Below are 25,678 nucleotides of genomic sequence, written 5' to 3' on the forward strand. Positions count from 1 at the left end.
GGATCACGGGCTCGTTCCGGAGCCCGCCGACCGGGAGGCTGGTCCCATGACAGTGATCGCCCAGGAACGCCCCCGGGCCACAGAACAACGCGGCAGTGACTACGCCCGACTCTCCCGCGAGATCGCCGCGGCCGGTCTGATGCGGCGCCGGCCCGGCCGGTACGCGGTGACGATAGGCCTGACCGCCCTGCTCTTCGCCGGCTCCTGGGTGACGTTCGTCTTCGTCGGCAACTCGTGGTGGACCCTGGCCGTCGCCGCCCTATGCGCGATCGCCACCACCCAGGTCGCCTTCCTCGGCCACGACGCCGGGCACAAGCAGATGTTCCGCAGCCGGCGGGCCGCCGAGATCGCCGGGCTGACAGTCGGCAACCTGGCGACCGGGCTCAGCTTCGGCTGGTGGATCGACAAGCACAACCGGCACCACGCGAACCCGAACCACGAGGACCACGACCCGGACGTCGGCGAGGGCGTCATCGTATGGACCGAGAAGCAGGCCGCGAAGCGCACCGGCTGGGGCCGCTGGATGGCCCGCAACCAGGCGCGGCTGTTCTTCCCGCTGCTCACCCTCGAGGGCCTCAACCTGCACGTGTCGAGCATCAAGGCACTGTTCGACGTGCCTATGCGGCACCGCCGCACCGAGGCGCTGTTGCTGATCATGCACACCGTCGGCTACCTCGCGCTGGTGTTCGCCGTGCTGCCGCCCGGCAAGGCGCTCGCCTTCATGGCCGTGCACCAGGGCCTCTGGGGCGTCTACATGGGCATGTCGTTCGCGCCCAACCACAAGGGCATGCCGGTGCTGACCGCGGCCGACGAGCTCGACTTCCTGCGCAAGCAGGTGCTCACCTCACGCAACGTGCTCGGCGGCAAGTGGGTCGACGTGACGCTCGGCGGGCTCAACTACCAGGTCGAGCACCACCTGTTCCCGAGCATGCCGCGGGCCAACCTGCGCCGGGCGGCGCCGATCGTCCGGGCGTACTGCGCCGAGCACAACATCCCCTACCACTGGGCCGGGATGGTCGAGTCGTACCGGCAGGCGCTGACCTACATGCACAACGTCGCCAGGTGAACGGCCCGTACCCCCACCGGAGCGGGGGCGCCGGTGGGGGTACGGGAGGGGGAGAGGAAGGCCTTACTTGGCGCCGAGGGCCTGGAGCAGCGACTCCGGGGCCTCGACCACCTGGGCGGCCGGCGGCTCGGCGACCGTGACCGGCGCGCCGAAGTCCGAGTACGTGGTGGTCATCCGGCCTAGCTGCGGGTCGATCGAGCTGAGGTCGAGGGTCAGTTCGGTCAGCCGGCCCGAGTCGTCGACCGCGGCGGTGAACGGCACGGCGTTGCCCTTGCCGCCCAGCACGTCGACGGAGACGCCGCTGCCGGCGACCTTGGTCAGGTCGATGGTGCCCTGGTAGGAGCCGTCGCCCGACTTGGTCACGTCGGCCATCCGCTCGACGAACTTGCCGGCGCCGGCCGCGTCACCGTCGGGCAACGCGTCGAAGGTCGTGCCGGCCAGTCGGGCGCCGTCGATGTGCAGCCACTTGCCCGGCTCGACGCCCGGCACACCGGTCGCCTGCAGCCAGGCGTCCTCGCCGATCGAGCGCAGGTCGATGTTCGAGCTGTTGCCGACCCGTACCGTCATGGTGGCCTTGTCGGCCTTCGGGTCGAGGTTGCCGGTGCTGGTGACCGTCGAGGACTCCAGGGTGACCTTGACGGTGTCGTCGTTCAGCTTCTGCGCGGCCGCGGTGAGCTCCGCGGTCGCCGTGCTCGGCGGCGACGCCTCCGTCGCGCCGGCCGACGGGGTGGCCGAAGCGCCCGGGGCGGTGGTGTTGCCGCACCCGACGAGTCCGATGCAGAGCGCGGCGAACACGCCGAGCCCGGTGGTCGCAAGTCGTATCCGCATGCGGGCAAACGTGCCCGATCCACCCCAGCGGCAAACGTCGATCAAGCGCCAACAGGTCGGTCGTGGGGCCATGATGAGCGCATGGGACGGCGTTTGCACCGGCTGCGGCACGCGTTGCGTCCGCACTCGCACGACACCGCCGACCAGGTCGACCGCGAGCTGGAGACCAGCCGGGCGGGAATCCGCGCGGTCTGGGTCTCGCTCGCCGTGCTCACGGTGACCGCCGCGCTGCAAGCGGTGGTCGTCGTCTGGTCGGGCTCGGTCGCGCTGCTCGGCGACACCCTGCACAACGTCGCGGACGCGCTGACCGCGGTGCCGCTGTTCATCGCGTTCGTGGTCGGGCGGCGGCCGCCGAACCGGCGCTACACGTACGGCTACGGGCGGGCCGAGGACCTCGCCGGCGTCGTGATCGTGCTGTTCATCGCGGCGTCCGCCGTGCTGGCCGCGGTGGAGGCGATCCGCCGGCTGCTGCACCCGGCCGACGTCGACCACCTGCCCGCGGTCGCCGTGGCCGGGGTGCTGGGCTTTCTCGGCAACGAGGTGGTCGCGCAGTACCGGATCCGGGTCGGCCGGCGGATCGGCTCGGCCGCGCTGGTCGCCGACGGGCTGCACGCGCGCACGGACGGGTTCACCTCGCTCGGCGTGCTGCTCGGGGCCGGTGGCCTGGCGCTCGGCTGGCGCTGGGCGGACCCGGTCGTCGGCCTGCTGATCACCGCCGCGATCCTGCTGGTGCTGGCCGGCGCGGCCCGGCAGGTGTACCGGCGGTTGATGGACGCCGTCGACCCCCACCTGGTCGACACCGTCGAACGGACGCTGCGCGAGACCGCCGGCGTGCTCGACGTCGGCACCGCGCGGCTGCGCTGGATCGGCCACCGGCTGCGGGCCGAGTGCGAGATCGTGGTCGACGAGCGGCTCGACGTGGTGGCCGCGCACGACATCGCGGTGGTGGCCGAACATCGGCTGCTGCACGCCGTACCCCGGCTGGCGTGGGCGCTGGTGCACGCCGACCCGAGGGCACGCGACGGCGCCGACCACCATGCGGTGGTGGCCCATCACCACCGCCCGTAAGCCGCTCGTAACGGGCATTGCGCCCGTGCCCGAGCCAGGTAGGGTCTGTCCCGTGGCAGAGGTGTTGGGCGCCGACGAACTGCGGACGGCGCTGGCCGAGCTCGACGGTTGGGCGGGTGACCCCACGGGGATCAGCCGCGACGCGGAGCTGGCCAGCTTCCCAGGTGCGATCGCGGTCGTCGACCGCGTCGCCGAGGTGGCGGAGGAGCTCGACCACCACCCCGACATCGACATCCGGTGGCGGCGCCTGCGGTTCACGCTGAGCACCCACTCCGCCGGCGGCGTGACGGCCAAAGACCTCGACCTGGCCCGCCGCATCGACACGATCGTGCGGGAAGCGGCATGAGGTTCGAGATCAGCCGCGTGCTCGACGCGATCGAGAGCCGGCTCTGCCTTGACCCGGCGCTGGCCCGCGCGGTCGTCGACCTGGGCGAGGTCAGCCGCTTCGTCGACCTCGACGGCGGCCGTCCGGCGACCCTCCTGCGGCTCGGCATCGCGGTCGACGCGCTGGGTCGCCAGGTCGAGGAGGAGAACGTCCCGGTCTACGTGATCGCGCCGCGCGCACTGATCTCCGACGCCGACCTGACCTCCAACGAGCGCATGGTGGTCCGCCGCTGGGCCGACGACGGCCGCATCGAGGTGCTCCGCGACCCGGCTGACCGGCTGCTCGAGGTCGCCGAGCTGCTCGGCCTGCCGGTGCTGAGCCGCAACCGGTTCGACGGCGCGCGGCAGCGCTACGGCTGGCTGGCCCAGCCGGGCCGGCTGCTCGCCCCGGTCACCGGCCCCGGCGGCCCGACGCTGATCGCCCGGGTCGGCGGCGGCGCCCAACCCGGCAACGCCGACCCGTCACCGGCCGGCATGAAGCTGCTGTCCCGCCTGTGGCGATGCCCCGAGCCGGGCTGCTCGTCCTACGGCGCCAGGCCGGCGGGCCGCCCCGGTGGCCAGCCTCCGCCGACCCTGCGCACCGGCGTGCCCACCTGCCCCCGGCACGAGCAGCGCCTCGGCGACGGCGGCCCGCGCCCCCGCGTCGAGGTCCTGTCCGCCCGGGTCGGCGGCGTGGTCCGGCAGCGCTTCGTGGTCGCCGCCGACCAGCCGGTGGTCGTGGGCCGCGCCCCCGACCGCGGTGTGATGCTCGGCCAGTGGCTGACCGACGAGGCCCGCCGCTGGATCAGCCGCAACCACGTGCGCTTCGAGCTGCACGGCAGCGACCTGGTGGCGCAGGACGTGAGCACCAACGGCACCGGCGTGCGGCCCGGCGGCTCGATCGACGACGACAACCGGCTGACGCTCAAGTCGCAGAGCCGCGCCCTCGCCATGGGCGACGTGATCGAGCTCTTCCCGGGCGTCCAGGTCGCCCGCTCGCGCACGTGGACCACGGGCGGCGTCACCAACCCGCTCTCGGTCATGGCCGAGGCCCCGACGACGACGATGCGCGCCCTGGACCGCTAAGGCACGGTCAGCACAATCCGGCCGAAGACCTCGCCGGCGTCCATCTTCTGGTGCGCCAGCACCGCCTGGTCCAGGCGCAGCACCTCGTGCACCACCGGTCGGAGCTCGCCACGGGCCGCAGCGGCGAACTGCCCCGTGCGCACCGCCCGCCGGGCCGACTGCGGGGTCGTCGCGGCGCTGTAGGTCGCGAAGGACAACGAGCGCTGGAACGCGCGCGTCAACGTCGTGCCGAAGTCCGCCGGGGGTTGGCCGCCGACCGCTCCGACCATCACGAGCCGGCCGTTGGGGTTGAGCCGGTCGATGAACGACGGCATGTGCTCCCCGGCTACGACGTCGATGATGACGTCGTAACCCGCCGGCCCTCCCGCTCCGGAGCGATCCAGCACGTGGGTCGCGCCGAGGTCGCGAAGCCGGCGGCCGCGCTCCGCGGACGACGTGGTGACCGTTACGGCGCCCGCTCGGCCACGGGACGCCAGCTGGACCGTCATGATCCCGATGCTGCCGGCCGCGCCACGCACGAGGACGGCCTCGCCCGGCGAGAAGTGCGCGTGGGCGAGACCGAAGTGGGCCACGACCCCGGCGCTGCCGAGCGTCACGGCGTCGACGGCGGAGAGCCCCGCGGGCAGGGACACGACGTCTCCGGCGGCCGCGATCGCCTGCTCGACGTAGCCGCCGCCGGTGCCGGTGAAGGCCCACACCCGCTGCCCGACCAGTGCGCGGTCGACGCCGTCGCCCACCGCGGTCACGGTGCCCGCCACTTCGCCGCCGGGGATGTGGCCTTCTCGAATGCCGGGGATCGCTCCGCTTCTGATCATGACGTCGACACCGCCCACGCCGATCGCCTCGGTGGCGACGAGCACCTGTCCTGGGCCGGGGACCGGACCGGAGACGTCGACGACGACCAGCCCTGCGGGGCCGCCGAACTCCTTGATCGCAACTGCCTTCATCGTGGCGACGCTAACGGACGCCGGCGTCCGTTTAGCTAAAGTGAGAGAGTGGCCAGCGCTTTGACTCAGACCCTGCGGTCGGACGCCCGCGACAACCGCGAGCGCATCCTCGATGCGGCGCGGGCGGTGTTCGCCGCGAAGGGCCTGGACGTGCCGATGCGCGCGATCGCCCGGCGCGCCGGGGTCGGCCCCGCCACCCTCTATCGCCACTTCCCGACCAAGCAGGCGCTGGCCACCGAGGCCTTCGCCGAGCAGATGCGGGCCTGCCAGGACATCGTCGACGAAGGCCTCGCGAACCCGGATCCATGGCAGGGCCTGCGCGTCGTCATCGAGAAGCTCTGCGAACTGCACGCCCGGCACCGGGGCTTCGCGGCGTCGTTCGCGGCGGCCTTTCCAGGCGCGATGGACCTCGCGGCGCGGCGGGAGCGGGCGTTGGTCTCGCTCGCCGAGCTCGCCCGCCGCGCCAAGGCCACCGGCCAGCTGTCGCCGGACTTCACCCTCGACGATCTCGTCCTCGTGCTGCGGGCCAACGGTGGCCTCGACGCCATGTCCACCACTGCGCGGGTGGCCGCCTCCCGGCGCTTCGCCGCCCTCGCGATCCGCGCATTCCACGCTTGATCGGCGGCTGCCGGCTTGACCGGCGCCAGCGGGCGTGTCCGGTGGAGGCCGGCTGACCGGCCATAGCCGGCGCGTCCGGCGGCGGCCGGCCTGATCCGTGCAAACGAAACGCCCCCGGGGCTACCAGGGGCGTTTCGCAGATTCGGGTTATTTCAGGATCGCCCGCAAGGCCGCCACCGCCACGTCGATGTCGTCCTTGTCGATGATCAGCGGCGGGGCCAGGCGCAGGGTCGAGCCGTGCGTGTCCTTGGCCAGTATTCCGCGCTCGGCCAGCCGTTCGCAGGCCTCGCGGCCCGTCATCAGCGCCGGGTCGACGTCGATGCCCGCCCACAGGCCGCGGCCACGGACGGCCAGCAGGCCGTCGCCGACCAGGGTGTGGAGCTCCGCCAGCAGGTACGCGCCGTTCTCCTTCGCGGCGGCCTGGTAGCGGCCCGTCTCGAGGAGCTTGACCACCTCGATCGCGACCGCGCAGGCCAGCGGGTTGCCGCCGAACGTGGAGCCGTGCTGGCCCGGCTTGATCACGCCGAGCACGTCCGAGTTCGCGGCGATCGCGGACACCGGGACGATGCCGCCACCGAGGGCCTTGCCCAGGACGTAGACGTCGGGGACGACCGACTCGTGGTCGCACGCGAAGGTGTCACCCGTGCGGCCCAGGCCGGACTGGATCTCGTCGGCGACGAACAGCACGTTCTGCTCGGTGCACAGCGCGCGCACGCCGGGCAGGTAGCCGTCCGGCGGCACCACGACGCCCTGCTCGCCCTGGATCGGCTCGATCAGCACCGCGACGGTGGTCTCGTCGATCGCCTCGGCCATCGCGGCCAGGTCGCCGTAGGGAACAATCCGGAAGCCCGGCGTGTACGGCCCGAAGTCGTCGTGCGCGTCCGGGTCGTCGGAGAACGAGATGATCGTCGTCGTGCGCCCGTGGAAGTTGCCGGCGGCGACCACGATCGTGGCCTGGTCGGCCGGCACGCCCTTGACCCGGTAGCCCCACTTGCGCGAGATCTTGATCGCGGTCTCGACCGCCTCGGCGCCGGTGTTCATCGGCAGGACCTGGTCCTTGCCGCACAGCGCGGCCAGGCGCGAGCAGAACTCGGCGAACTGGTCGTGCACGAACGCCCGGCTGGTCAGCGTCACCCGGTCGAGCTGGGCGTGCGCCGCGGCGGTCAGCACCGGGTTGCGGTGCCCGAAGTTGAGCGCCGAGTAGCCGGCCAGGAAGTCCAGGTAGCGCCGGCCGTCGATGTCGGTCACCCAGGAGCCCTCGGCCGACGCGATCACGACCGGCAGCGGGTGGTAGTTGTGTGCCGTGTGGCGCTCCGCGTCGCGGATGGCCGCGGGCGTCCGCAGCACGTCGTCGAGAATCATGAGGTCGCTCCTCCGCCCGGACGCAGTTCGAGCGTGCAGCACTTGGCGCCGCCGCCCGCTTTGCGCAGTTCAGACATGTCTACACCGATTGTGCGGTATCCCCGCTCGCGCAGCGCGGCACCCAGCTCGACCGCCTGGGACGCCAGCACCACCGTCTTCCCGTCGCTGACCGCGTTGAGGCCGAGCACCTCCGCGTCGGCGACCGAGGCGATGACCGCGTCCGGGAACAGCCGGCGGAGCACCGCCTGGGACCCGGGCGAGAAGGCCTCGGGCAGGTAGGCGATCTTCGCCGGCCCGGTGCCGTCGGAACCGGCCAGCACGCACAGCGCCGTGTCGAGGTGGTAGAAGCGCGGGTCGACCAGCTGCAGCGTGATCACCGGGCGCTGCAGGACCTCCTGCGCCCGGGCGTGCGCCGCGTGCGTCGTGCGGAACCCGGTGCCGGCGAGCACCACGTCGCCGGCCAGCATCAGGTCGCCTTCGCCCTCGTTGACGAACTTCGCCTCGTGTACGGCGTAGCCGGCGCGCTCGAACCACGACCGGTAGGCCGGGCCCTCGTCGGCGCGCTCGGGGTCGCGGAACTGGACAGCGAGGACGGTGCCGTCGACAACGGTCGCCCCGTTTGCGGCGAACACCATGTCGGGCAGACCGGGCAACGGGTCGATCTCCTCGACCGTGTGCCCCAGCTCCAGGAAGGTCTCCCGCAGCTTGGTCCACTGCTCGATGGCCAGCGCCGTGTCATAGGGCGCGGTGGGGTCCATCCACGGGTTGATCTTGTAGTTCACGGCGAAGTACGTCGGCCGGCACATGAGGTACCGCCGTCCGCCGACCGAGTCCATCGTCATGCCGGCAACGCTATGTGCGCAGGTCACACGCGGGCCATGGGAAACGATTGCGTCCTGCGGAAGATCGTTGCGTGATTCCGGGGGCCGACCCGTGATTCGTTGCGTGCTCCGGAGAGCATTTTGGGGGGCAGCGCGTAGGCGCTGCCCCCCAACAACCACAGGTTCTGTGAACCACTTCCCCCTGGTCGTGCCGGAACGGTTGTCCGTGCCGCTCCGAGATCAGTAGTGCCCGCTAGAAGCGGTCCACAAACTGTGAGTCAAGCCACCCGCGCAGGCGCTCGACCCAGTCGGCGTCGGTGGTCGGCCACGAGAAGGTGCCGGTGAAGGCCAGGATGCCGATCACCACGGCGGCGCCGCCGATCAGCAGGCCGAGCACCGCGTCGAGCTTGCCGGCCACGTGCCGCTTGCGGGTCGCGGCGAACGCGGACACCGCCATCAGGAAGCCGATCGCGCCGACGGCGATGCCGTAGCCGGCGAGGGCGCCACTGAGCACGAGGAACGCGCCGGTGATCGCGAAGACCAGGCTGAGGGTGGCGAGCACGCTGGTGCGCGGCTTCGGGCCGACGGCCACCTCGGGGGTCGGCTCGGACCGGTCGTCGGTGACGGGCTCGGTCGGGCGGGCATCGGTCGGGCGGGTCTCGTCGCGCAGGTCGGTGCCGGCGAGCCTGCGCTCTGCGGCGGTGGGTGCGTTCGGCCCGGCCGGTGACGTCGGCACGCCGGCGGGAGCGGGCGAGGGAGGCGCAGTGGCGCGGCCGGTCGCCGGGTCGCTGACCCGGCCACGGTCGCGGTCCGACCAGCGGCCCCAGAGCGTCGGCCGATCGGTGCGGTCAGCGCGCTCGGCGGCCTCCGCCTGCTCGGCCCGCTCGACGCGTCCGGCGCCGACGGTGCTGTCGGTGCTGTCGGTGGTGGTCCGGTCCCGGACCACGGTCTCATCAGTCGCGGCGCGTTTCTCGTCCACGTCGACGCTCTCCTCGCGCCGCGCGAACGACGGAATCTTGACCACTGGACACCTCCATCGATGACTACGAAGGAAGGCATTACCCAACGTGGTCAAGATCCACACCTCAGTGGATGCCGAGGGCCTCCACCGCCTTCCGGGCGGCGATCAGAACCGGGTCCCAGACCGGCGCGTACGGCGGCGCGTAGCCGAGGTCGAGCCCCACCATGTCCTCGACGGTCATCTTGTTCCACAGTGCCACGGCCAGCGGGTCGATCCGCTTCGCCGCCTCGGAGCGGCCGACGATCTGCGCGCCGAGCAGCCGCCCGGTGCCCCGCTCCGCCAGCAGTTTGATCGTCATCGGGTCGGCGCCGGGGAAGTAGCCGGCCCGGTTGGTGGATTCGACGGAGGCGGTGACGAAGGAGTAGCCGGCGGCCTCGGCCTCGCGGGAGAGCAGCCCGGTGCGGGCCACCTCGAGGTCGCAGACGCGGGTCACCGCCGTGCCGATCACGCCGGGGAAGGTCGCGTACCCGCCGCCGATGTTGATGCCCGCGACCCGGCCCTGCTTGTTGGCGTGCGTGCCGAGCGGGATGTGCACCGGCCGGCCGGTGACCCGGTGGACCGACTCGACGCAGTCGCCGACCGCCCAGACGCCGGGCACGTCGATCACCCGCATCCGCAGGTCGACCCGGACACCCCCGGTCGGTCCCAGCGGCAGGCCGGCCGTGCGGGCGAGCGTGGTGTTGGGTTTGATTCCCAGGCCCAGCACGACGATGTCGGCGGGGATCGTGCCCTCGTCGGTCTGCACCGCGGAGACCACGCCGCCGCGGTGCTCGAGCCCCGTCACCGCGCGGCCGGAGAGCACCTCGATGCCGAGCGAGCGGAGCCGGTCGGCGACCAGCGCGCCCATGTCGGGGTCCACCGTCGACATCGGCTGTGGCCCGCGCTCGACCAGCGTCACCGCGAGCCCGCGATTGATCATCGCCTCGGCCATCTCGACGCCGATGTAGCCGCCGCCGACGACCACCGCGCGAGCCGGCTTGGGGTCGCGGAGCAGCCAGCCGTGCAGCGCGTCGCCGTCGTCGAGCGTCTGCACGCCGAACACGCCGCTGATGCCCTCCTCGGCCCAGTGCGGATGCACGGGCACCGCGCCGATGGCGTACACGAGCTGGTCGAACGGCTCACGCACCTCGCGCCGGCCCTCGTCCAGGGCCACCGCGACCACCTCGCGCCGGTCGAGGTCGATGTCGACCACCTCGTGGCGGGTGCGCACGTCGATGTCGAAGTCGCTGTGGAACACCCCGGGCGTACGGGCGATCAGCTCGTCCCGCTCGTCGACCAGCCCACCGACCCAGTACGGGATGCCGCAGGCCGAGTAGGAGGTGAACCGGCCGCGCTCGAAGGCCACGATGGACAGGTCGTCGGCGGGGCGGCGGCGCCGGGCCTGGGACGCGGCCGACATGCCGGCCGCGTCGCCGCCGATCACGACGAGGCGCTCAGCCACGGGTCTGCACCGCGAGGTAGTCGATCACTTGGCTCATCTCCCCGGTGCGGTTGAAGACCGAGCGCTGCCGGGCGGCGCCGGTGCCGTGCGTGTGCAGGCGGCCCAGCAGGTAGCCCACCGTCTCCAGGTCGCCGTGGCGTTCCAGGTGCGGCCCCACCCGGTCGAAGAGCCGGCGGACCAGCTGCCACGCCGGGTGGGTGCCACCCTCGAAGAGGTCACAGGCGAGCCCTTCGAGCCCGTCGTGCGCGGCCCGCCAGTGGGCCGCGACCAGCATATGGTGGTCGATCGGCAGGGCGGGGCGGCCGGCCTCGATGTCCTCGATCGCCGCCGCGACCAGACCCCGGATCAACGCGGCGATCAGGATCGTGTCGTCGATGGTCAGGCAGACGTCACCGATCCGGATCTCGACGGTGGGCAGGTGCGCGGAGAGCCGGGCGTACCAGTAGAGCATCCCCGAGTCGAGCAGCATGCCGGAGTCGATCAGCTCGTCGACCAGCGACAGGTAATGCGCGTGCGACTCCAGCCACGGCGTCGGGCCGACCGGGGGCCAGCGGTTCCAGAGCACCGAGCGCCAGCTCGCGTAGCCGGTGTCGAGTCCGTTGTAGAACGGCGAGTTGGCGGTGGCCGCGTGCAGCACGGGCAGCCAGGGGCGCAGATGGTTGAGCACCTCGATGCCGATGTCCGGGCCGGGGATGCCGACGTGCACGTGCATGCCGTTGTAGCCGGGGCCGGGGGAGACGTTGCCGTAGCGCTCGATCATCCGGTGGAACCGTGGGTTGTCGACGATCCGCGGGCTGTGCTCGTCGTCGGGGCCGGCCGGCCCGGTGCCGACGGCGAGCAACTGGTAGCCGGCCCGCTCGGCGGCGCTCGACAGCCCCGAGCGCAGCAGGCCGAGCGAGTGCGAGAGCGCGTCGAGGTGCAGGCCCGGCGGGCTGCCGATCTCGATCTGGCTGGTCAGGAACTCGTGCTGCACCTGGCCGCGCAGGTCCGGCGGCACCTCGGCGAGGACGGCCTCGACGGCCTCCGCGGCCGCACCGGATGCCCGGTCGACCAGCAGGAACTCCTCCTCGACGCCGACGGTCAACAACGCGCTGTCGACGTCCCGCTCGTCCGCCGAGCCGGCGGCGTCCCGCACCACGTTTGACATGCAACCATCGTTACCCAGCCTTCCGGTTCGTGAAGCCTCGCCGCTGTGATCATGAGGACGGCACGTCCGGGCCATCGGGGGTTGTGGGGGAGTCCGGTCGCCCGGCGATCACGTTCTGCACCCAGTTCTTACCGGCGATCATCGGCGCCCGCAGGCGGCGCTCCCGCACGATCGCGCGGGCCATCTTGCGCTGGGCGCGGGGTTTGTCGCGCTGGTAACGCCAGCGCGCCCAGGGCGAGTGCGGCCGGGCCAGCCGGATCGCCCCGACCAGGATCAGGATCGGCAGGAACAACCCGATCAGGCCCGTCCAGATCTTGCCCTTGATGAGGGTGATGCCGGCGAGGCCGAAGTTGAGCACCAGGGCGATCGTCCCGACCAGCCAGGTGACGAGCGTGGACTCGCCCGCGCCGGAGGTGGACGTGAAGTTGTCGACGCCGATCGGGCGCAGCCCGAGCAGCAACAGCCCGGTGAACGCGATCGCGATGAACACCGCGTCGATCGAGGTGCGTCCCTTCTCGGACCAGTAGACGTCGTCGAGATGGAGGATCAGCGAGAACTCGTCCAGCACCAGCGCCGTACCCAACCCGAAGAGGCCCGCGAAGACCGCGTTCGCCGCGGCGTTGTCGGTGTTCAGCGCGAAGCCGGTGACGCCCGCGATGATCATGAAGATCACCCCGAAGACGACGTGGTGGATGTGCGTCCCGCCCGGGCTGACGTTGCCGGGCCACCACTTCACCTCGGCTCTGATCATCCGGACCGAGAACCGGATGAAGCCGAACGTGACGATGAAGCCGGCGAAGAAACAGAACAGTGGCAGGCGGTTCGTGTCGACGATCGTCCGCGTGAACCAGCCGCCCACCGCCGCTCACCTCCCTGCCGTCTTTTAAGTCCGTTTTATGAGAATCATTCTAGGTAGCTGCCTATGGTCGGAGTTGGGTTCCGAGAACACGGGAGGGGCGCCGTGACCACGACAGTCGACGAGGTATCGGAGACCGCCGCGGCGATGCCGATAGCCCGCCCGCGCGCCCTGCGCTGGGGCCGTTACGTGCCGCGCATCTTCGGGCTGGTCATGTGGTTCGTCGCGATCGTCTCGGGCATCGCGGCCATCGGACACATCTTCAACACCGGCGTGCAGCCCGTACGGGAGACCATCGACGCGCTGATCATCCCCGCGCCGGCCAACATCGCGTACGCCGTCTTCCTGGCCGTGCTGGCGACGGCGACGCTGCGCCGCAAGCGGGTGGCCTGGTGGATCCTGACCGTCTACTTCAGCCTGAGCGTGCTGATCACCTTGGTCCTCGCCATCGTGCTGTCCACGGTCTCCGACGCGGAGCTCCTCGACGACGCCGGCAATCGGCTCTTCGACAGCACCGGCGAGCTGGCCCTGCTCTGGGGCTCGCTGACCATCGCCGTCGTCGCGCTGGCTGTGCTCGTCATGTTCCGCGGTGAGTTCTACGCGCACGTGGCCAAGGGCAGCGTCCGCCGCGCGCTCGCGGTCTTCGTCGGCACGCTGATCGTCGGGATCGGACTGGGGCTCAGCCTGGTCACGGCGTTCCCCGGCAGCTTGCAGGGCACCGGCAACCAGCTCGCGTACGCGACGGAAAGGGTGCTCGGCGGTGGTTTCAGCTTCGACATCACCCGGGTCGGCCAGGCGCCCGGCTGGGTCAGCTTCGTGCTCGGACTGTTCGGTGCGGCGGCGGTGTTCGCGGCGCTGGCCACCCTGCTGCCCTCGCAGCGCCGCAACGCCGAGCTGCACCCGGCTGACGAGCGGCAGATCCGCACGCTGCTGGCCAGGTACGGCGACCGCGACTCGCTCGGCTACTTCGCCACCCGGCGCGACAAGTCGGCGATCTTCTCACCGACCGGCAAGTCCGCGGTCACGTACCGCGTGGTCAACGGGGTGAGCCTGGCCAGCGGCGACCCGGTCGGCGACCCGGAGGCGTGGGGACCCGCGATCGACGCCTGGCTGGCCCAGGCCCGCTACTACGCCTGGACGCCGGCGGTGATGGGCGCCAGCGAGGAGGGCGCGATCGCGTACGCCCGGACCGGGCTCAAGGTCATCCACCTCGGCGACGAGGCGATCCTGCTCACGCGGGAGTTCACCCTGGAGGGCCGCGAGATGCGCCCGGTGCGGCAGGCCGTCAACCGGGTCGAGCGGGCCGGCTACACGGCGACCGTGCGCCGGCACTCCGACATCCCCGAGGAGGAGATGAAGGAGCTGACGCGGCTGTCCACCGTGTGGCGCGACACCGAGAGTGAGCGCGGCTTCTCGATGGCCCTCGGCCGGCTCGGCGACCCGTCGGACGGGCGCTGCGTGCTGGTCGAGGCGATCGACAAGAACAACCAGGTCAAGGCCATCATCTCGTTCAGCCCATGGGGTACGCACGGCGTCTCGCTGGACCTGATGCGGCGCGCGCCCGACGCGGAGAACGGCGCCATGGAGTTCATGGTGGCGCAACTGATGGAGAACGCGCCCCGGCTCGGTGTCGACCGGGTATCGCTCAACTTCGCCGTCTTCCGCGCGGTCTTCGAGGAGGGCGCCCGGATCGGCGCCGGCCCGATCCTGCGGCTCTGGCGCAAGCTGCTGCTGTTCTTCTCCCGCTGGTGGCAGCTCGAGTCGCTGTACCGGTCGAACGCCAAGTACCACCCGGTCTGGGCGCCGCGCTTCCTGTGCTTCGGCGAGCGGCGCGAGCTGGTCCGGGTCGGCCTGTCGTCCGCGATCGCCGAGGGCTTCCTGGCGCTGCCCGGCACCACCGGCGACCAGCTCGACGTGCTCCCGCCGGACGCCGACGAGCGCGCCCGGGCGGCCGAGGAGATCGACGCCGCCGAGGCACCGCCGCCGCCCGGCTCGATCGACCACAAGGCGCCCGAGCAGATGCGGGTCCGGCTGGCCAAGCGGGAACGGCTGATCGAGTCCGGCATCGACCCGTACCCGGTCAACTACCCCCGTACCGACACCTGTGCCGAGGTGGCCGCCGCGCACCGCGACCTCGGGCCGGGAAAGCGCAGCGGCGACCAGGTCGGCGTCGCCGGCCGGGTCATGCTGATGCGCGACCACGGCGGCATCCTGTTCGCGACGATCCGCGACTGGAGCGGCGACCTGCAGGTCATGCTCAGCGGCGACACGGCGGTCGACAAGTGGGACGACGCGATCGACATCGGCGACCACGTCGGCGTGCACGGTGAGGTGATCACCACCCGGGCCGGGGAGCTGACCGTCGAGGCGACCTCGTGGCAGCTCAACGCCAAGTGCCTGCGGCCGCTGCCCGACAAGCACCGTGGCCTGGCCGACCCCGAGGCCCGGGTCCGGCAGCGCTACCTCGACCTGGTGACCAACAAGCGCTCGCGGGACATCCTGAAGGCGCGGGCCAACGCCATCTTCGCGCTGCGGGAGTCGCTGGTCGGGCGCCGCTACCTGGAGGTCGAGACGCCGATCCTCCAGCGGATCCACGGTGGGGCCAACGCCAAGCCGTTCACCACCCACATCAACGCGTACGACCTGAAGCTCTATCTGCGGATCGCGCCGGAGCTGTATCTCAAGCGGCTGGCGGTCGGCGGGGTCGAGCGGGTCTTCGAGCTCGGCCGGACGTTCCGCAACGAGGGCGCCGACTACAGCCACAACCCCGAGTTCACGGTGCTCGAGGCCTATCAGGCGTACGCGGACTACGACACCATGCTGCATCTGACGCGGGAGCTGATCCAGGAGGCGGCGATCGCGGCGTACGGGCAGGCCGTGGCGCGTCGCCCGGGCACCGACGAGGAGGTCGACATCTCCGGCGACTGGCCGGTGCGCACCGTCAACGAGGCGGTGTCGACCGCGCTGGGCGAGGTGGTCGACGCGGACACCGACGTGGCGACGCTGCGCCGCTACTGCGACAAGGCCGAGATCGCGTACGACCCGAAGTGGAACCGCGGCGCCGTGCTGCTGGAGCTCTACGAGCACCTGGTGGAGGGCAAGACCGACCTGCCGACCTTCTACAAGGACTTCCCGACCGAGGTGTCGCCGCTGACCCGGCAGCACCGGCACGACGCGCGGCTCGCCGAGCGGTGGGACCTCGTCGGTTTCGGGTTCGAGCTCGGCACCGCGTACTCGGAGCTGATCGACCCGGTCGAGCAGCGCCGCCGGCTCACCGAGCAGTCGCTGCTGGCCGCCGGCGGTGACCCGGAGGCGATGGAGCTCGACGAGGACTTCCTGCAGGCGCTCGAGTACGCCATGCCGCCGACCGGTGGACTCGGCATCGGCGTCGACCGGGTGATCATGCTGCTGACCGGCCGGTCGATCCGCGAGACACTGCCGTTCCCGCTGGTACGCGCGGCGTCGTGAGGCCACCGCGCTGGCCGGCCGTCGCGTTCGCGGCCTCGTCCGCGCTCTACAGCTCGTGGCTGCTCGGGCCCTGGCTGAACCCGCGACTGGGCCTGGCCACCGGGTTGGCCAGCGACCTGGCCGCCACCGACCAGCCCTGGCACGAGCTGTTCCGGGCCGCCGACCTGGCCGCCGGCTCGCTGGCGCTGCTCGGCTCGGCCCGGATGCTGCTCGGTGGCCGTCAGGACCGCCGGCTGCGCTGGCATGCGTTGAGCCGATTCGAGCGCGCGGCCTGGCTGTGCGCGGCGGCCTTCGGCGTGGCCACCGTCTTCGACGCCAGCCTGACGGCGCTGACCTGCGCGCCCTCGATCGACCCGGGCTGCGCGGAGCTCTCCGGTGAGCTGGCCGAGGTGGCCCTCGATCCGCACACGCTGACCTCGGTGTTCGCGGCGCTCGGCGGGATCGGCTCGATGATCTCGTTCTGGCTGGCGTCGCGACCGGGCAGCGCGGACCGCACCTGGGCCGGCGGCGTGGCCGTCGGCAGCGTCGTGGTCAACGCGGGTCTGCTGGTCGAACTGGTGCGGGAGGGCCAGCACGAGGGGGTGTGGCAGCGGGTCGAACTGGCCAACCTGGCCGCGTGGCTGCTCTACGCGGCCGTGCGCAGCCTGCAATCGCCCCGAACCCGCTCCGAGCCTCCGGCCGATATGCGTAGAATATTCGGATTCGGAGGTGCTCGCGATGACGATTCACGCGACGACCGTCCAAGGCGGTCTGGCAGCCCTGTCCGACGAGATGATCGCTGAGCTGCGGGAGCGGGTCTCCTGCCCCGTGCTGGCGCCCGAGGACCCCGGGTTCGGTGAGGTCCGTGCGGTGTTCAACGCGATGCATCCGGGCGACCCGTCGCTGGTGGTGAGCTGTTTCGGCACCGCCGACGTGGTCGACGCGGTCACCTTCGCCCGCGACAACGGTCTCGCCGTGTCGGTGCGCGGCGGTGGGCACTCGATCGCGGGACTGTCCGCATCGGACAGTTGCCTGCTGATCGACCTGGCGCCGATGCACGCGGTGCAGGTCGATGCCGCCGCCCGGCTCGCGCGGGTGCAGGGCGGGGCCGTGTGGGCAGACGTCGACCGGGAGACCCAGGCGTTCGGGCTGGCCACGCCCGGTGGCGTCGTGTCCGACACCGGCGTCGCCGGGCTCACCCTCGGTGGCGGCTACGGCTGGCTCCGCCGCAAGTACGGGTTGTCCTGCGACCACCTGGTCGCAGCGGAGGTGGTCGGCCCCGACGGCCAGGTGCGGATCGCGTCCGAGACCGAGAACACCGACCTGCTGTGGGCGCTGCGCGGCGGTGGTGGCAACTTCGGCGTGGTCACCTGGTTTACGTTCTCGCTCGAAGAGGTCGGCCCGATCGTGGCGTTCGGCGGCACGTTCTATCCGATCGAGGAAGCCGCGCAGGTGATCCGCGGCTGGCGCGACTACGTCGCGATCGCGCCCGACGAGGTCACCGCCACCTGCCTGACCATCACCATGCCGGCCGACCCCGCGCTGCCCGAGGCGGTGCACGACCGGGCGTGCGTGGTGATCGGCGCGGTCTACTCGGGAGACGCCCAAGCGGGCATGGACATCCTGCGGCCGTTGCGCGAGTTGGGCACACCGCTGATGGACATGTCGCAGCCGATGCCGTTCACGGAGGTCCAGCAGGGCTTCGACGCGTTCTTCCCGCGCAACACGCTCCAGGCGTACTGGAAGTCGCGTTACCTCTCGTCGCTGAGTGACGAGGCGATCGACTTCGTGGCCGATCGGGCGCTGGACCGGCCCAGCCCGTTCACGCTGGTCAACGTCTTCCACATGGGCGGGGCGATCGCGGCCGTGGCGCCGGACGCGACCGCGTTCGCCCAGCGCTCGTCGCCGTTCCTGCTCTCGATCGACGGCAACTGGACCGACCCCGCCGACAACGACGCCAACATCGCGTGGGTCCGGCGGACGTTCGAGGAGTCGGCGAACTACGGCGACGACGGCGTGTACCTCAACTTCACCGGCAGGTCGGAAGAGCCGCCGGACATCGCCGTGGACAGCGCGTTCGGGACCAACCTGCGCCGGCTCGCGCAGATCAAGGCGAAATACGACCCGACGAACATGTTCCGCTCGAACAACAACATCACGCCGGCGTCCGGCTGAACTTCAGCATGCTTTCAGGTTGGTCGGGTAGTAATTCCAGATCCCCCCGACCTGAGGAGTTATGGCACATGGCGCTGGCCGCGCAAGGCGACCCTCGCGATCTTGGTGGGCTGACCGGCTGGGTGGCAGGGGTGATCGACTCCCTGGGCACCGTCGGCGTCGGCCTGCTGGTCGCGCTGGAGAACCTGGTGCCGCCGATCCCCAGCGAGATCGTGCTGACGCTCGGCGGCTTCCTCGCCAACCAGGGCCGGATGAGCCTGGCCTGGGTGATCATCGCGGCGACGGCGGGCTCGGTGGTCGGCGCGCTGATCCTCTACTGGCTCGGTCGCGGCCTGGGCGAGGACCGGCTCAAGCGGTGGCTCGACCACATCCCGCTGGTCGACACCGACGACCTGGAGAAGGCCGACAAGTGGTTCGAGCGGCACGCGAACGCCGCCGTCCTGTTCGGCCGGTGCGTGCCGGTGGTACGCAGCCTGGTCTCCATCCCGGCGGGCGCCAACGAGATGCCGATCGGCCGCTTCGTCGCCTTCACCACCCTGGGCAGCGGGGTGTGGAACTCGCTGTTCGTCGGCGCAGGCTTCGCGCTCGGCTCCAACTGGCAGCGGGTCGACCAGTACGCGCAGTACTTCGACTACGCGATCTACGCGCTGGTCGTGGTCGGCGTCGTGCTCTGGGTGCGCAAGAAGATCCGCAAGCGCAACCGCGTCAAGGCGCTGCGGTGAAGGCTGGTGCGCGAGCAGGGCTGAGCCCGGCCTACGTCCGGAAGACGCCGATCTTCTTCGCTTCGTACCCGGGAAAGATCTTCTTCCAGTCCTTGACGCCCATCCGGGTGCCGAGCAGCTCGGTCATCACGTCGCGGTAGTCGTTGGCGCCGGCCAGGTCGCCCTGGTCCAGGGAGCCGGCGGACAGGCCCGGCCACCGGCCGTGCACCCTGCCGCCGTTCATGCCGCCCCCGAGCAGGAGCATCAGCCCGCCGTGGCCGTGGTCGGTGCCGGAGTTGCCGTTGGCCTCGACCCGGCGCCCGAACTCGCTCATCGTCACGATCGAGGTGTTGTCGAGCGCGGACCCGAGGTCGGTGGCGAACGCGCCGAGCGCGCCGGCGAGCTCGTTGAGCCGGTTGCGCATGTCGCCGCCGTCCGGGCCGCCGATGTTGGTGTGCATGTCCCAACCGCCGATGTCGACGGCCGCGACCCGCAGGCCGACCTTGGCCTTGATCAGCCGGGCAACGTCCTTGAGCTGGTCGGCGAAGCCACCGCCCGGCCACTGGGCACTGCCCTGGTAGTCGGACTGGGCGATCTTGCGAGCCGTCGAGATGGACTTGAGCGTCTCGGCCGCCTGGCCGCCCAGCGGGTGGTCGCCGACGCCGGTGTAGAGGGCCTTCAGCGCGGTCAGCGTCTTCTCTCGCATCCCGCTGCCGGCGCGCAGGTCGAAGTCGCGGATGCCCTGGAGGACGAGCTTGCTCTGGCCACCGACCAGCGACCGGGGCAGGGCCGAGCCCTCGGCGACCGCGCGGAACGTGGTGCCGGGGCCGAGCTGTTCGAGCACCCGGTCGAGGAAGCCGGTGTGCACCGCGGTCGACGCCGCACCCCGCTCCAGGCAGTCCTGCGCCTGGAAGTGCGACCGGCTGGCGTCCGGCGACGCGACCGCGTGCACCGCGGCCATCTTGCCGGCCTCCCAGAACGGCACCAGCGGCGCCAGTCCCGGGTGCAGGCCGAACCGGTCGTCGCCGGCCAGCAGCGCGCCCGGCTGCACGGCGATGCCGCCGCGGGCGTTGAGGTAGTTGCGGTCGCCGCGCGGCACGACGACCGAGAGGCCGTCCATGCCGCCGCGCAGGAAGACCACGACCAGCGTGCGGTTGGTGGTCGACGGGGCGCCGAAGGCCACCCGCGTCGTGGCCACCTGGTTGGCCAGGCTGGCCACGCCGACCGCGCCGGCACCGGCCAGCACTCGGCGACGGGTGAAACCCTTGCGCCACTGGTCGCGCTGCGCCTGAAGGTCGGCGGCTACCGCCTCCGCCTGCACCCGGATGGCCGCTTCCGGCAGGTTCGGGCCGTGGCGGGCCAGCTCGTCGCTCGTACGCGGTCCATTCTCGACAGTCATGGCCTCACCGCAGCGCGTGGTAGATGGAGTCGAGCAGCAGGGGCGCCAGATGCTCCACCTTGCCGCCCAGGCTGCTGTTCCGGACGGCGGTGCCGTCCTTCGCGCTGAGGAAGGAGAGCAGCGCCTTGCGGTGCGAAGCGCTCAGCTTCTGGAACACCAGCCGGTCCGCCAGGCTGTCGACGTACGGCCCGGTGGTGCCGGGCCGCTTGCCGACCAGACCCTCCACCTTGGGGTACGACAGCCCGCGCTCGTAGCCGCCGATCAGCGCCCGGTGCGCGTTCCACAGCGAGAGCGTGGCGTGCGCGGACCGCCAGGCGGCCGCGACGTCCGGGTAGCCGTTCGGTGGCACCCACGCCATGGGAGCCTGGCCGAAGCGCTGGGTCATGAAATAGAGGCCCTCGACGCCCGCGCGGGTGTCGGAACCGGGTGCGATGCCCAGCGCCCGGGCCGTGGCCACGAAGTTCTCCAGCGGGCGGCGGGTCTTCATGCCGGTCGCGATCCAGAACTCCTGCGACCGGAACAGCACCCGCAGCACCGGCGCGATCGCGGTGCCGTTCTCCAGGTACGTGTCGGCGAGCCGCTGCACGAGGCCGTTGGGCGGCGCGTCACAGACGAACCGCACGGCCAGCTTGCGCGCGATGTTCTTCGCGGTCGACGGGTGCGTGGCCAGGTATCTCAGGTAGCGCTCGCCGACGTCGAGGCCCTTGGAGCGCGACGGGTTCTTGTCCTTGAAGCCGAGCACCTTCACGGGGTCGACCCAGTGCCGCTCGGCCGCGTAGCGGAACTGCCCGTCGTCGGTCACCGTGCGCCCGGTCAGGATGTACGCGCTGTTGCGCACGTCCTTCTCGTTGTAGCCGCCGTCGATGCCGACGGTGTGCAGCTCCAGCAGCTCGCGGCCGTAGTTCTCGTTGACCGACCGCCGGTCCGAGGCCGCGTTGTCGAGATAGCGCAGCATCGCCGGGTGCCGGGCGCTGGCCTTGAGCATGTCGGAGAACTTGCCGAGCGCGTGCTTGCGGATCACGTCGTTGTCGTACGAGGTGCGCACGTCCCAACCGCCGTCGAACGGGTTGGTCACGTTGAGGTGGTTCGACCAGAAGTCGACCATCACCTCGAAGAGCTGCCGGCTGCTCCACATTTGGCGGGCGATGGTCGCCTGGCCCAGCTCGAACTGCGCCTGGAAGTCGCCGTCCTTGACCGTGCGGCGGATCTGCGCGGTGCTCATCGCGACGGTCGGGAACGCCTTGAGCGCGCTGGCCGCCACCGGGTCGTCGACCTTGCCCGGGTTGAGCTGCCGCTCGAGCCACTCGTCGATGCCGGTCTTCCCGGCCGCCTCGACCAGCGCCCGCGTCGGCCCGAAGGTGGTGCGCCGCAACATGTGCAGGATCGGGTCGCGGCTGAGCAGGTTCGGGTTGGTCGGCGTCTTCTTGGCCGCGGCCGCGGCGGCCGCGCCGGCGGTGTCCATCAGGCCGGCCGCGCCGAGGTCGATCGAGTCGCCCAGCGACTGCGTGTAGCTCGCGTCCCGGTCGGCGAACGCACCGGCGTCCCGCGGCGAGCGGGTCGAGGTGGCGGAGTCGCCGAGCGCGGCGGAGATGCCGCCACCGCCCAGCACGGCGGCCGCCGACCCGACCGCGCCCGTGGCGACCACGGCGGCGCCGGCTCCGATCAGCACCTGCCGGCGGTTGCGCACCAGTTTGAGCAGCGTGGGCTCGCCGGCCTTGGCCAGCCGGGCAACCCTGGGCACGAGCGGGTCGGGCGCCCGGTGCCGGGACGCACCCTGCCGTTGCGCCATGCCCCCACACCTCACATGCCCAGGTCCCGCACCGACTGATCCACGGCGGACCATAGATGGACGCACCCGCAACCCTCAATGCGAGCGACGGTTTGTTAAGCCCGCCCTAAAGATTGCCGCCTGGCGGGAGCCCTCCCAGGAAAGCATTGACATGCGTCCCTGGGTTCGCTAGAACTCACGTGAGAGCGCTCTCACGTAGCCCATCCCCCCACAAAAAGAGCGAGGCTTCATGAAACGTCGCGCACTCGTATCGATCGCCACAGCGGTGATCACCGTCGCGGCCGTCTCCGCCGCTGTCAGCGCCAACGCCTCCCTGCCGTCCACTCCGTCCGGTTGGACGCTGGCCTGGAGCGACGACTTCAACGGGTCGGCCAACAGCCTGCCCTCGTCCAGCAACTGGATCATCGACACGGGCACCAGCTATCCCGGAGGCCCTGGCAACTGGGGCACCGGTGAGATTCAGACCTACACCAACAGCACGTCCAACCTGAGCCTGGACGGCTCGGGCAACCTGCGGATCACCCCCATCCGCAACGGCTCCGGGCAGTGGACCTCGGCCCGCATCGAGACGCAACGCAGCAACTTCAAGCCGCCGTCCGATGGCGTCCTGCGCATCGAGGGGCGCATCCAGATGCCCAACGTGACCGGTGCGTCGGCCGCCGGCTACTGGCCGGCGTTCTGGGCGCTCGGTGCGCCGTACCGCGGCAACTACTGGAACTGGCCGGCCATCGGCGAGTTCGACATCATGGAGAACGTCAACGGGATCAACTCCGTCTGGGGCGTGCTCCACTGTGGAGTCACTCCGGGCGGCCCGTGCAACGAGACCAACGGCCTCGGCGCGAGCCGGGCCTGTCCCGGTTCCTCGTGCCAGTCGGCCTTCCACACCTACCGGTTCGAGTGGGACACGAGCGTGAGCCCGCAACAGCTGCGCTGGTACGTGGACGGCACGCTCTTCCACACCGTCACGTCGGCGCAGGTCGGCGAGCCGCACTGGTCCAACATGACCAGCCACGCCGGCTACTTCATCCTGCTCAACGTCGCGATGGGCGGCGCGTTCCCGAACGGGGTCGCGGGCTCCGCCACGCCGACCGGCTCCACCGTGTCCGGCCGGCCGATGCTGGTCGACTACGTCGCGGTCTACACGAGCGGCGGCGGTGGCACCAACCCGACCAACCCGCCGACCACCCCGCCCACGGGCGGCGGCGGCAGCGCGTACAACCAGATCCAGGCCGAGTCGTTCAACGCCCAGAGCGGCGTGATCGTCGAGTCGTGCAGCGAGGGTGGCCAGAACATCGGCGCGATCCGCAACGGCGACTGGGTCCAGTTCAACAACATCAACTTCGGCTCGACCCCGGCGCGCGACTTCGTCGCCCGCGTGGCGTCGGGCGCCGGCGGCGGGGTCAGCGGCCTGGTCGAAGTGCGCCTGGACAGCCGCAGCAACGCTCCGATCGGCAGCTTCGCCCTGTCGAACACGGGCGGCTGGCAAAGCTGGCGATCGATACCGGGCAACATCACCGCCACTACCGGCACCCACACGGTGTTCCTGACCTTCACCAGCGGCCAACCGAACGACTTCGTCAACGTCAACTGGTTCCAGTTCAGAAACTAGGTATTGACAAGTATCTGTAAAGAGTCTTAATAATTGGCCATCTATCGATGTAAGCGCGGGCCTGGGGAGGACTTCTATGCGCTTGCGGAACTTGATGGTCACCGCGGCGGTCACCCTGCTCGGCGGGGTGACCGCTGTCGTGGTCGCCTCTCCGGCCATGGCCGCCGGGCCGACCGCGACCTTCGTCAAGACCTCCGAGTGGGGCTCCGGCTGGGAGGGCAAGTACACGATCACCAACGGCGGCACGACCACCATGAACGGTTGGGCGGTCGCCTTCGATCTGCCGTCGGGCAGCTCGGTGGGCAGCTTCTGGGACGCGGACCTGACGCGGTCGGGGCAGCGGTTCACCTTCACCAACAAGTCCTGGAACGGCACCCTGGCACCGGGCGGGACCGCTTCGTTCGGGCTCATCGGGGCCGGCGCCGGGTCACCCGCCAACTGCACGCTCAACGGCGCGTCCTGCGGCGGCACCACCGATCCGGGCACGCAGGTGCCGGGCACGCCCGGCGCGCCCAGCGTCACCGGTGTCACCCAGACCAGCATCTCGCTCGCCTGGGGCGCCAGCAGCGGCACCGTCACCGGCTACCGGGTCTACGAGGGCAGCGCCCTCCGGGCGACCGTGACCGGCACGTCCGCCACGATCGGTGGGCTGACCGCCAACACCACGCACACGTACACCGTGGCCGCCTACAACTCCGCGGGTGAGTCCGCCCGCAGCGCCGCCGTCACCGGCACCACCAGCGGTGGCACCGGGCCGACGGTGCCCGGGGCGCCGACCAACGCGAGGGTCACCGGCACGACCGGCACCTCCATCTCGCTCGCCTGGAACGCGAGCAGCGGCACGGTCACCGGCTACCGGGTCTACGAGGGCAGCACCGTCCGCGCGACCGTGACCGGCACGACGGCGACGATCAGCGGCCTACCGGCCTGTGCCTCCCGCACGTACACGGTCGCGGCCTACAACAGCGCCGGCGAGTCGGCCCGCAGCGCGTCCGTCAGCGGCACCACCACCGGCTGCTCGACCGGCCCGCTGCCCGCGCACTTCCTGACCGGCTACTGGCACAACTTCGTCAACCCGGCCGTCGAGCTCCGGCTCCGTGACACCCCGGCGGCGTACGACCTGATCGCGGTGGCCTTCGCCGAAGCGACCTCGACCCCGGGTGCGGTCACGTTCGCCGTCGACCCCGGGCTGTCCGCCGCGCTCGGCGGCTACTCCGACGCGGACTTCCGGGCCGACGTCGCCACCATGCACTCCCGCGGCAAGAAGGTGATCCTGTCGGTCGGCGGCGAGGCGGGCCGCGTGGCGGTCAACGACGCCACCAGCGCCACCAACTTCAGCAACTCGATGTTCAACCTCATCCAGTCGTACGGCTTCGACGGTGTCGACATCGACCTGGAGAACGGCCTCAACCCGACCTACATGGGCCAGGCGCTGCGGAACCTGCGCAGCCGGGTCGGCGCCAACCTGATCATCACGATGGCGCCGCAGACGATCGACATGCAGAACCCGACGGTGTCCTACTTCAAGCTGGCGTTGGACATCCGCGACATCCTCACCGTCGTACACACCCAGTTCTACAACTCCGGCTCGATGCTCGGCTGCGACCAGTCGTTCGCGTACGGCCAGGGCACGGTCAACTTCATAACCGCGCTGGCCTGCATCCAGCTCGAAGCCGGGCTGCGGCCCGACCAGGTCGCGCTGGGCCTGCCCGCCGGTCCCGGTGCCGCCGGTGGCGGTGTGGTCGCGCCGAGCCTGGTCAACCAGGCGCTGGACTGCCTGGCCAAGGGCACCAACTGTGGCAGCTTCCGCCCGCCGCGCACCTATCCGGGCATCCGTGGCGCGATGACCTGGTCGATCAACTGGGACGTCAGCAACGGCAACCAGTTCGCCAACACCGTCGACCCCCACCTCGCCACCCTCCCCTGAGGAGCAC

Annotated in this window: 21 protein-coding genes; 11 read left to right on the plus strand and 10 right to left on the minus strand. The window is 71.2% G+C overall.

Going from position 1 to position 25,678, the window contains the following annotated elements; all coding sequences use genetic code 11:
- The first annotated feature begins 46 nt into the window (after positions 1–46).
- Positions 47–1,066: an acyl-CoA desaturase gene (locus tag AB0J88_RS04075; RefSeq protein ID WP_364357556.1), complete on the plus strand. Its 1,020-nt coding sequence runs from the start codon at positions 47–49 to the stop codon at positions 1,064–1,066.
- A gap of 63 nt (positions 1,067–1,129) precedes the next feature.
- On the opposite strand, the gene AB0J88_RS04080 is transcribed toward AB0J88_RS04075, so the two are convergent.
- The gene (locus tag AB0J88_RS04080) at positions 1,130–1,894 is read right to left on the minus strand and encodes a hypothetical protein (protein ID WP_364357553.1); all 765 of its coding nucleotides are present in this window, start codon (positions 1,892–1,894) and stop codon (positions 1,130–1,132) included.
- A gap of 81 nt (positions 1,895–1,975) precedes the next feature.
- On the opposite strand from AB0J88_RS04080, the gene AB0J88_RS04085 reads away from it, so the two are divergent.
- Genes AB0J88_RS04085 through AB0J88_RS04095 form a run of 3 tightly spaced genes read left to right on the plus strand, consistent with a single transcriptional unit; the run spans position 1,976 to position 4,411 of the window.
- Entirely contained in the window at positions 1,976–2,962 is a 987-nt protein-coding gene (locus AB0J88_RS04085) for a cation diffusion facilitator family transporter (protein ID WP_364357550.1), read from the plus strand.
- A 52-nt stretch (positions 2,963–3,014) separates the two neighbouring features.
- Entirely contained in the window at positions 3,015–3,308 is a 294-nt protein-coding gene (locus tag AB0J88_RS04090) for a 4a-hydroxytetrahydrobiopterin dehydratase (RefSeq protein ID WP_364357547.1), read from the plus strand.
- Complete coding sequence (locus AB0J88_RS04095) at positions 3,305–4,411, plus strand: FHA domain-containing protein (protein WP_364357544.1); 1,107 nt, start codon at positions 3,305–3,307, stop codon at positions 4,409–4,411. Before AB0J88_RS04090 ends, AB0J88_RS04095 begins: the two co-directional genes overlap by 4 nt.
- Here AB0J88_RS04095 and AB0J88_RS04100 read toward each other — a convergent pair.
- Positions 4,408–5,358: a zinc-binding dehydrogenase gene (locus AB0J88_RS04100; RefSeq protein ID WP_364357541.1), complete on the minus strand. Its 951-nt coding sequence runs from the start codon at positions 5,356–5,358 to the stop codon at positions 4,408–4,410. The two genes, AB0J88_RS04095 and AB0J88_RS04100, sit on opposite strands and share 4 nt — an antisense overlap.
- A 48-nt stretch (positions 5,359–5,406) precedes the next feature.
- On the opposite strand from AB0J88_RS04100, the gene AB0J88_RS04105 reads away from it, so the two are divergent.
- The gene (locus AB0J88_RS04105) at positions 5,407–5,976 is read left to right on the plus strand and encodes a helix-turn-helix domain-containing protein (protein ID WP_364357538.1); all 570 of its coding nucleotides are present in this window, start codon (positions 5,407–5,409) and stop codon (positions 5,974–5,976) included.
- Between the two features lie 147 nt (positions 5,977–6,123).
- Here the strand turns inward: AB0J88_RS04105 and rocD are convergent, their stop codons facing one another.
- The 6 genes from rocD to AB0J88_RS04135 form a co-directional block, all read right to left on the minus strand.
- Positions 6,124–7,338 (minus strand): ornithine--oxo-acid transaminase, encoded by a 1,215-nt coding sequence (gene rocD, locus AB0J88_RS04110; protein WP_364357535.1) that lies wholly within the window; start codon positions 7,336–7,338, stop codon positions 6,124–6,126.
- Positions 7,335–8,174: a dimethylargininase gene (gene ddaH / locus AB0J88_RS04115; protein WP_364357900.1), complete on the minus strand. Its 840-nt coding sequence runs from the start codon at positions 8,172–8,174 to the stop codon at positions 7,335–7,337. Before ddaH ends, rocD begins: the two co-directional genes overlap by 4 nt.
- A 238-nt stretch (positions 8,175–8,412) precedes the next feature.
- On the minus strand, positions 8,413–9,183 hold the full coding sequence (locus AB0J88_RS04120) for a thrombospondin (RefSeq protein WP_364357532.1): 771 nt from the start codon (positions 9,181–9,183) through the stop codon (positions 8,413–8,415).
- Between the two features lie 61 nt (positions 9,184–9,244).
- Positions 9,245–10,621: an FAD-dependent oxidoreductase gene (locus tag AB0J88_RS04125; RefSeq protein ID WP_364357529.1), complete on the minus strand. Its 1,377-nt coding sequence runs from the start codon at positions 10,619–10,621 to the stop codon at positions 9,245–9,247.
- The gene (locus tag AB0J88_RS04130) at positions 10,614–11,768 is read right to left on the minus strand and encodes a glutamate--cysteine ligase (protein WP_364357527.1); all 1,155 of its coding nucleotides are present in this window, start codon (positions 11,766–11,768) and stop codon (positions 10,614–10,616) included. The genes AB0J88_RS04125 and AB0J88_RS04130 overlap by 8 nt, the downstream gene beginning before the upstream one ends.
- Before the next feature lie 49 nt (positions 11,769–11,817).
- Positions 11,818–12,627 (minus strand): hypothetical protein, encoded by an 810-nt coding sequence (locus AB0J88_RS04135; RefSeq protein WP_364357524.1) that lies wholly within the window; start codon positions 12,625–12,627, stop codon positions 11,818–11,820.
- A 102-nt stretch (positions 12,628–12,729) separates the two neighbouring features.
- On the opposite strand from AB0J88_RS04135, the gene lysX reads away from it, so the two are divergent.
- The 4 genes from lysX to AB0J88_RS04155 all read left to right on the plus strand — a co-directional run bounded on the left by lysX (position 12,730) and on the right by AB0J88_RS04155 (position 18,968).
- On the plus strand, positions 12,730–16,092 hold the full coding sequence (gene lysX / locus AB0J88_RS04140; RefSeq protein ID WP_364357521.1) for a bifunctional lysylphosphatidylglycerol synthetase/lysine--tRNA ligase LysX: 3,363 nt from the start codon (positions 12,730–12,732) through the stop codon (positions 16,090–16,092).
- Positions 16,089–16,874: a DUF998 domain-containing protein gene (locus AB0J88_RS04145; protein WP_364357518.1), complete on the plus strand. Its 786-nt coding sequence runs from the start codon at positions 16,089–16,091 to the stop codon at positions 16,872–16,874. The genes lysX and AB0J88_RS04145 overlap by 4 nt, the downstream gene beginning before the upstream one ends.
- Positions 16,810–18,246 carry an FAD-binding oxidoreductase gene (locus tag AB0J88_RS04150; protein ID WP_364357515.1) on the plus strand — a complete coding sequence of 479 codons (1,437 nt, stop codon included), beginning with the start codon at positions 16,810–16,812 and terminating at the stop codon, positions 18,244–18,246. Before AB0J88_RS04145 ends, AB0J88_RS04150 begins: the two co-directional genes overlap by 65 nt.
- A gap of 68 nt (positions 18,247–18,314) precedes the next feature.
- Entirely contained in the window at positions 18,315–18,968 is a 654-nt protein-coding gene (locus AB0J88_RS04155; RefSeq protein WP_364357512.1) for a DedA family protein, read from the plus strand.
- Positions 18,969–18,999: 31 nt separating this feature from the next.
- Here the strand turns inward: AB0J88_RS04155 and AB0J88_RS04160 are convergent, their stop codons facing one another.
- Both AB0J88_RS04160 and AB0J88_RS04165 read right to left on the minus strand, forming a co-directional pair.
- Complete coding sequence (locus AB0J88_RS04160; protein ID WP_364357509.1) at positions 19,000–20,346, minus strand: DUF1501 domain-containing protein; 1,347 nt, start codon at positions 20,344–20,346, stop codon at positions 19,000–19,002.
- A gap of 4 nt (positions 20,347–20,350) precedes the next feature.
- On the minus strand, positions 20,351–22,135 hold the full coding sequence (locus AB0J88_RS04165) for a DUF1800 domain-containing protein (RefSeq protein WP_364357506.1): 1,785 nt from the start codon (positions 22,133–22,135) through the stop codon (positions 20,351–20,353).
- A 229-nt stretch (positions 22,136–22,364) separates the two neighbouring features.
- On the opposite strand from AB0J88_RS04165, the gene AB0J88_RS04170 reads away from it, so the two are divergent.
- Complete coding sequence (locus tag AB0J88_RS04170) at positions 22,365–23,744, plus strand: carbohydrate-binding protein (protein ID WP_364357503.1); 1,380 nt, start codon at positions 22,365–22,367, stop codon at positions 23,742–23,744.
- Positions 23,745–23,820: 76 nt separating this feature from the next.
- Positions 23,821–25,671, plus strand: coding sequence for a cellulose binding domain-containing protein (locus AB0J88_RS04175; protein ID WP_364357500.1), 1,851 nt, complete (start codon positions 23,821–23,823; stop codon positions 25,669–25,671).
- Positions 25,672–25,678: the final 7 nt, after the last annotated feature.

Origin of the sequence: Asanoa sp. NPDC049475 (assembly GCF_040676915.1) — a bacterium.
Taxonomy (GTDB): domain Bacteria; phylum Actinomycetota; class Actinomycetes; order Mycobacteriales; family Micromonosporaceae; genus Asanoa.

What these genes read in the sequence shown, in the direction of transcription:
- AB0J88_RS04175 (WP_364357500.1), top strand. Translation starts at nt 23,821, where the DNA reads ATGCGCTTGCGGAACTTGATGGTCACCGCGGCGGTCACCCTGCTCGGC.
- AB0J88_RS04085 (WP_364357550.1), top strand. Translation starts at nt 1,976, where the DNA reads ATGGGACGGCGTTTGCACCGGCTGCGGCACGCGTTGCGTCCGCACTCG.
- AB0J88_RS04155 (WP_364357512.1), top strand. Translation starts at nt 18,315, where the DNA reads ATGGCGCTGGCCGCGCAAGGCGACCCTCGCGATCTTGGTGGGCTGACC.
- AB0J88_RS04080 (WP_364357553.1), bottom strand. Translation starts at nt 1,894, where the DNA reads ATGCGGATACGACTTGCGACCACCGGGCTCGGCGTGTTCGCCGCGCTC.
- AB0J88_RS04150 (WP_364357515.1), top strand. Translation starts at nt 16,810, where the DNA reads ATGACGATTCACGCGACGACCGTCCAAGGCGGTCTGGCAGCCCTGTCC.
- AB0J88_RS04075 (WP_364357556.1), top strand. Translation starts at nt 47, where the DNA reads ATGACAGTGATCGCCCAGGAACGCCCCCGGGCCACAGAACAACGCGGC.
- ddaH (WP_364357900.1), bottom strand. Translation starts at nt 8,174, where the DNA reads ATGGACTCGGTCGGCGGACGGCGGTACCTCATGTGCCGGCCGACGTAC.
- AB0J88_RS04160 (WP_364357509.1), bottom strand. Translation starts at nt 20,346, where the DNA reads ATGACTGTCGAGAATGGACCGCGTACGAGCGACGAGCTGGCCCGCCAC.
- AB0J88_RS04165 (WP_364357506.1), bottom strand. Translation starts at nt 22,135, where the DNA reads ATGGCGCAACGGCAGGGTGCGTCCCGGCACCGGGCGCCCGACCCGCTC.
- AB0J88_RS04100 (WP_364357541.1), bottom strand. Translation starts at nt 5,358, where the DNA reads ATGAAGGCAGTTGCGATCAAGGAGTTCGGCGGCCCCGCAGGGCTGGTC.
- AB0J88_RS04130 (WP_364357527.1), bottom strand. Translation starts at nt 11,768, where the DNA reads ATGTCAAACGTGGTGCGGGACGCCGCCGGCTCGGCGGACGAGCGGGAC.
- rocD (WP_364357535.1), bottom strand. Translation starts at nt 7,338, where the DNA reads ATGATTCTCGACGACGTGCTGCGGACGCCCGCGGCCATCCGCGACGCG.
- AB0J88_RS04095 (WP_364357544.1), top strand. Translation starts at nt 3,305, where the DNA reads ATGAGGTTCGAGATCAGCCGCGTGCTCGACGCGATCGAGAGCCGGCTC.
- AB0J88_RS04170 (WP_364357503.1), top strand. Translation starts at nt 22,365, where the DNA reads ATGAAACGTCGCGCACTCGTATCGATCGCCACAGCGGTGATCACCGTC.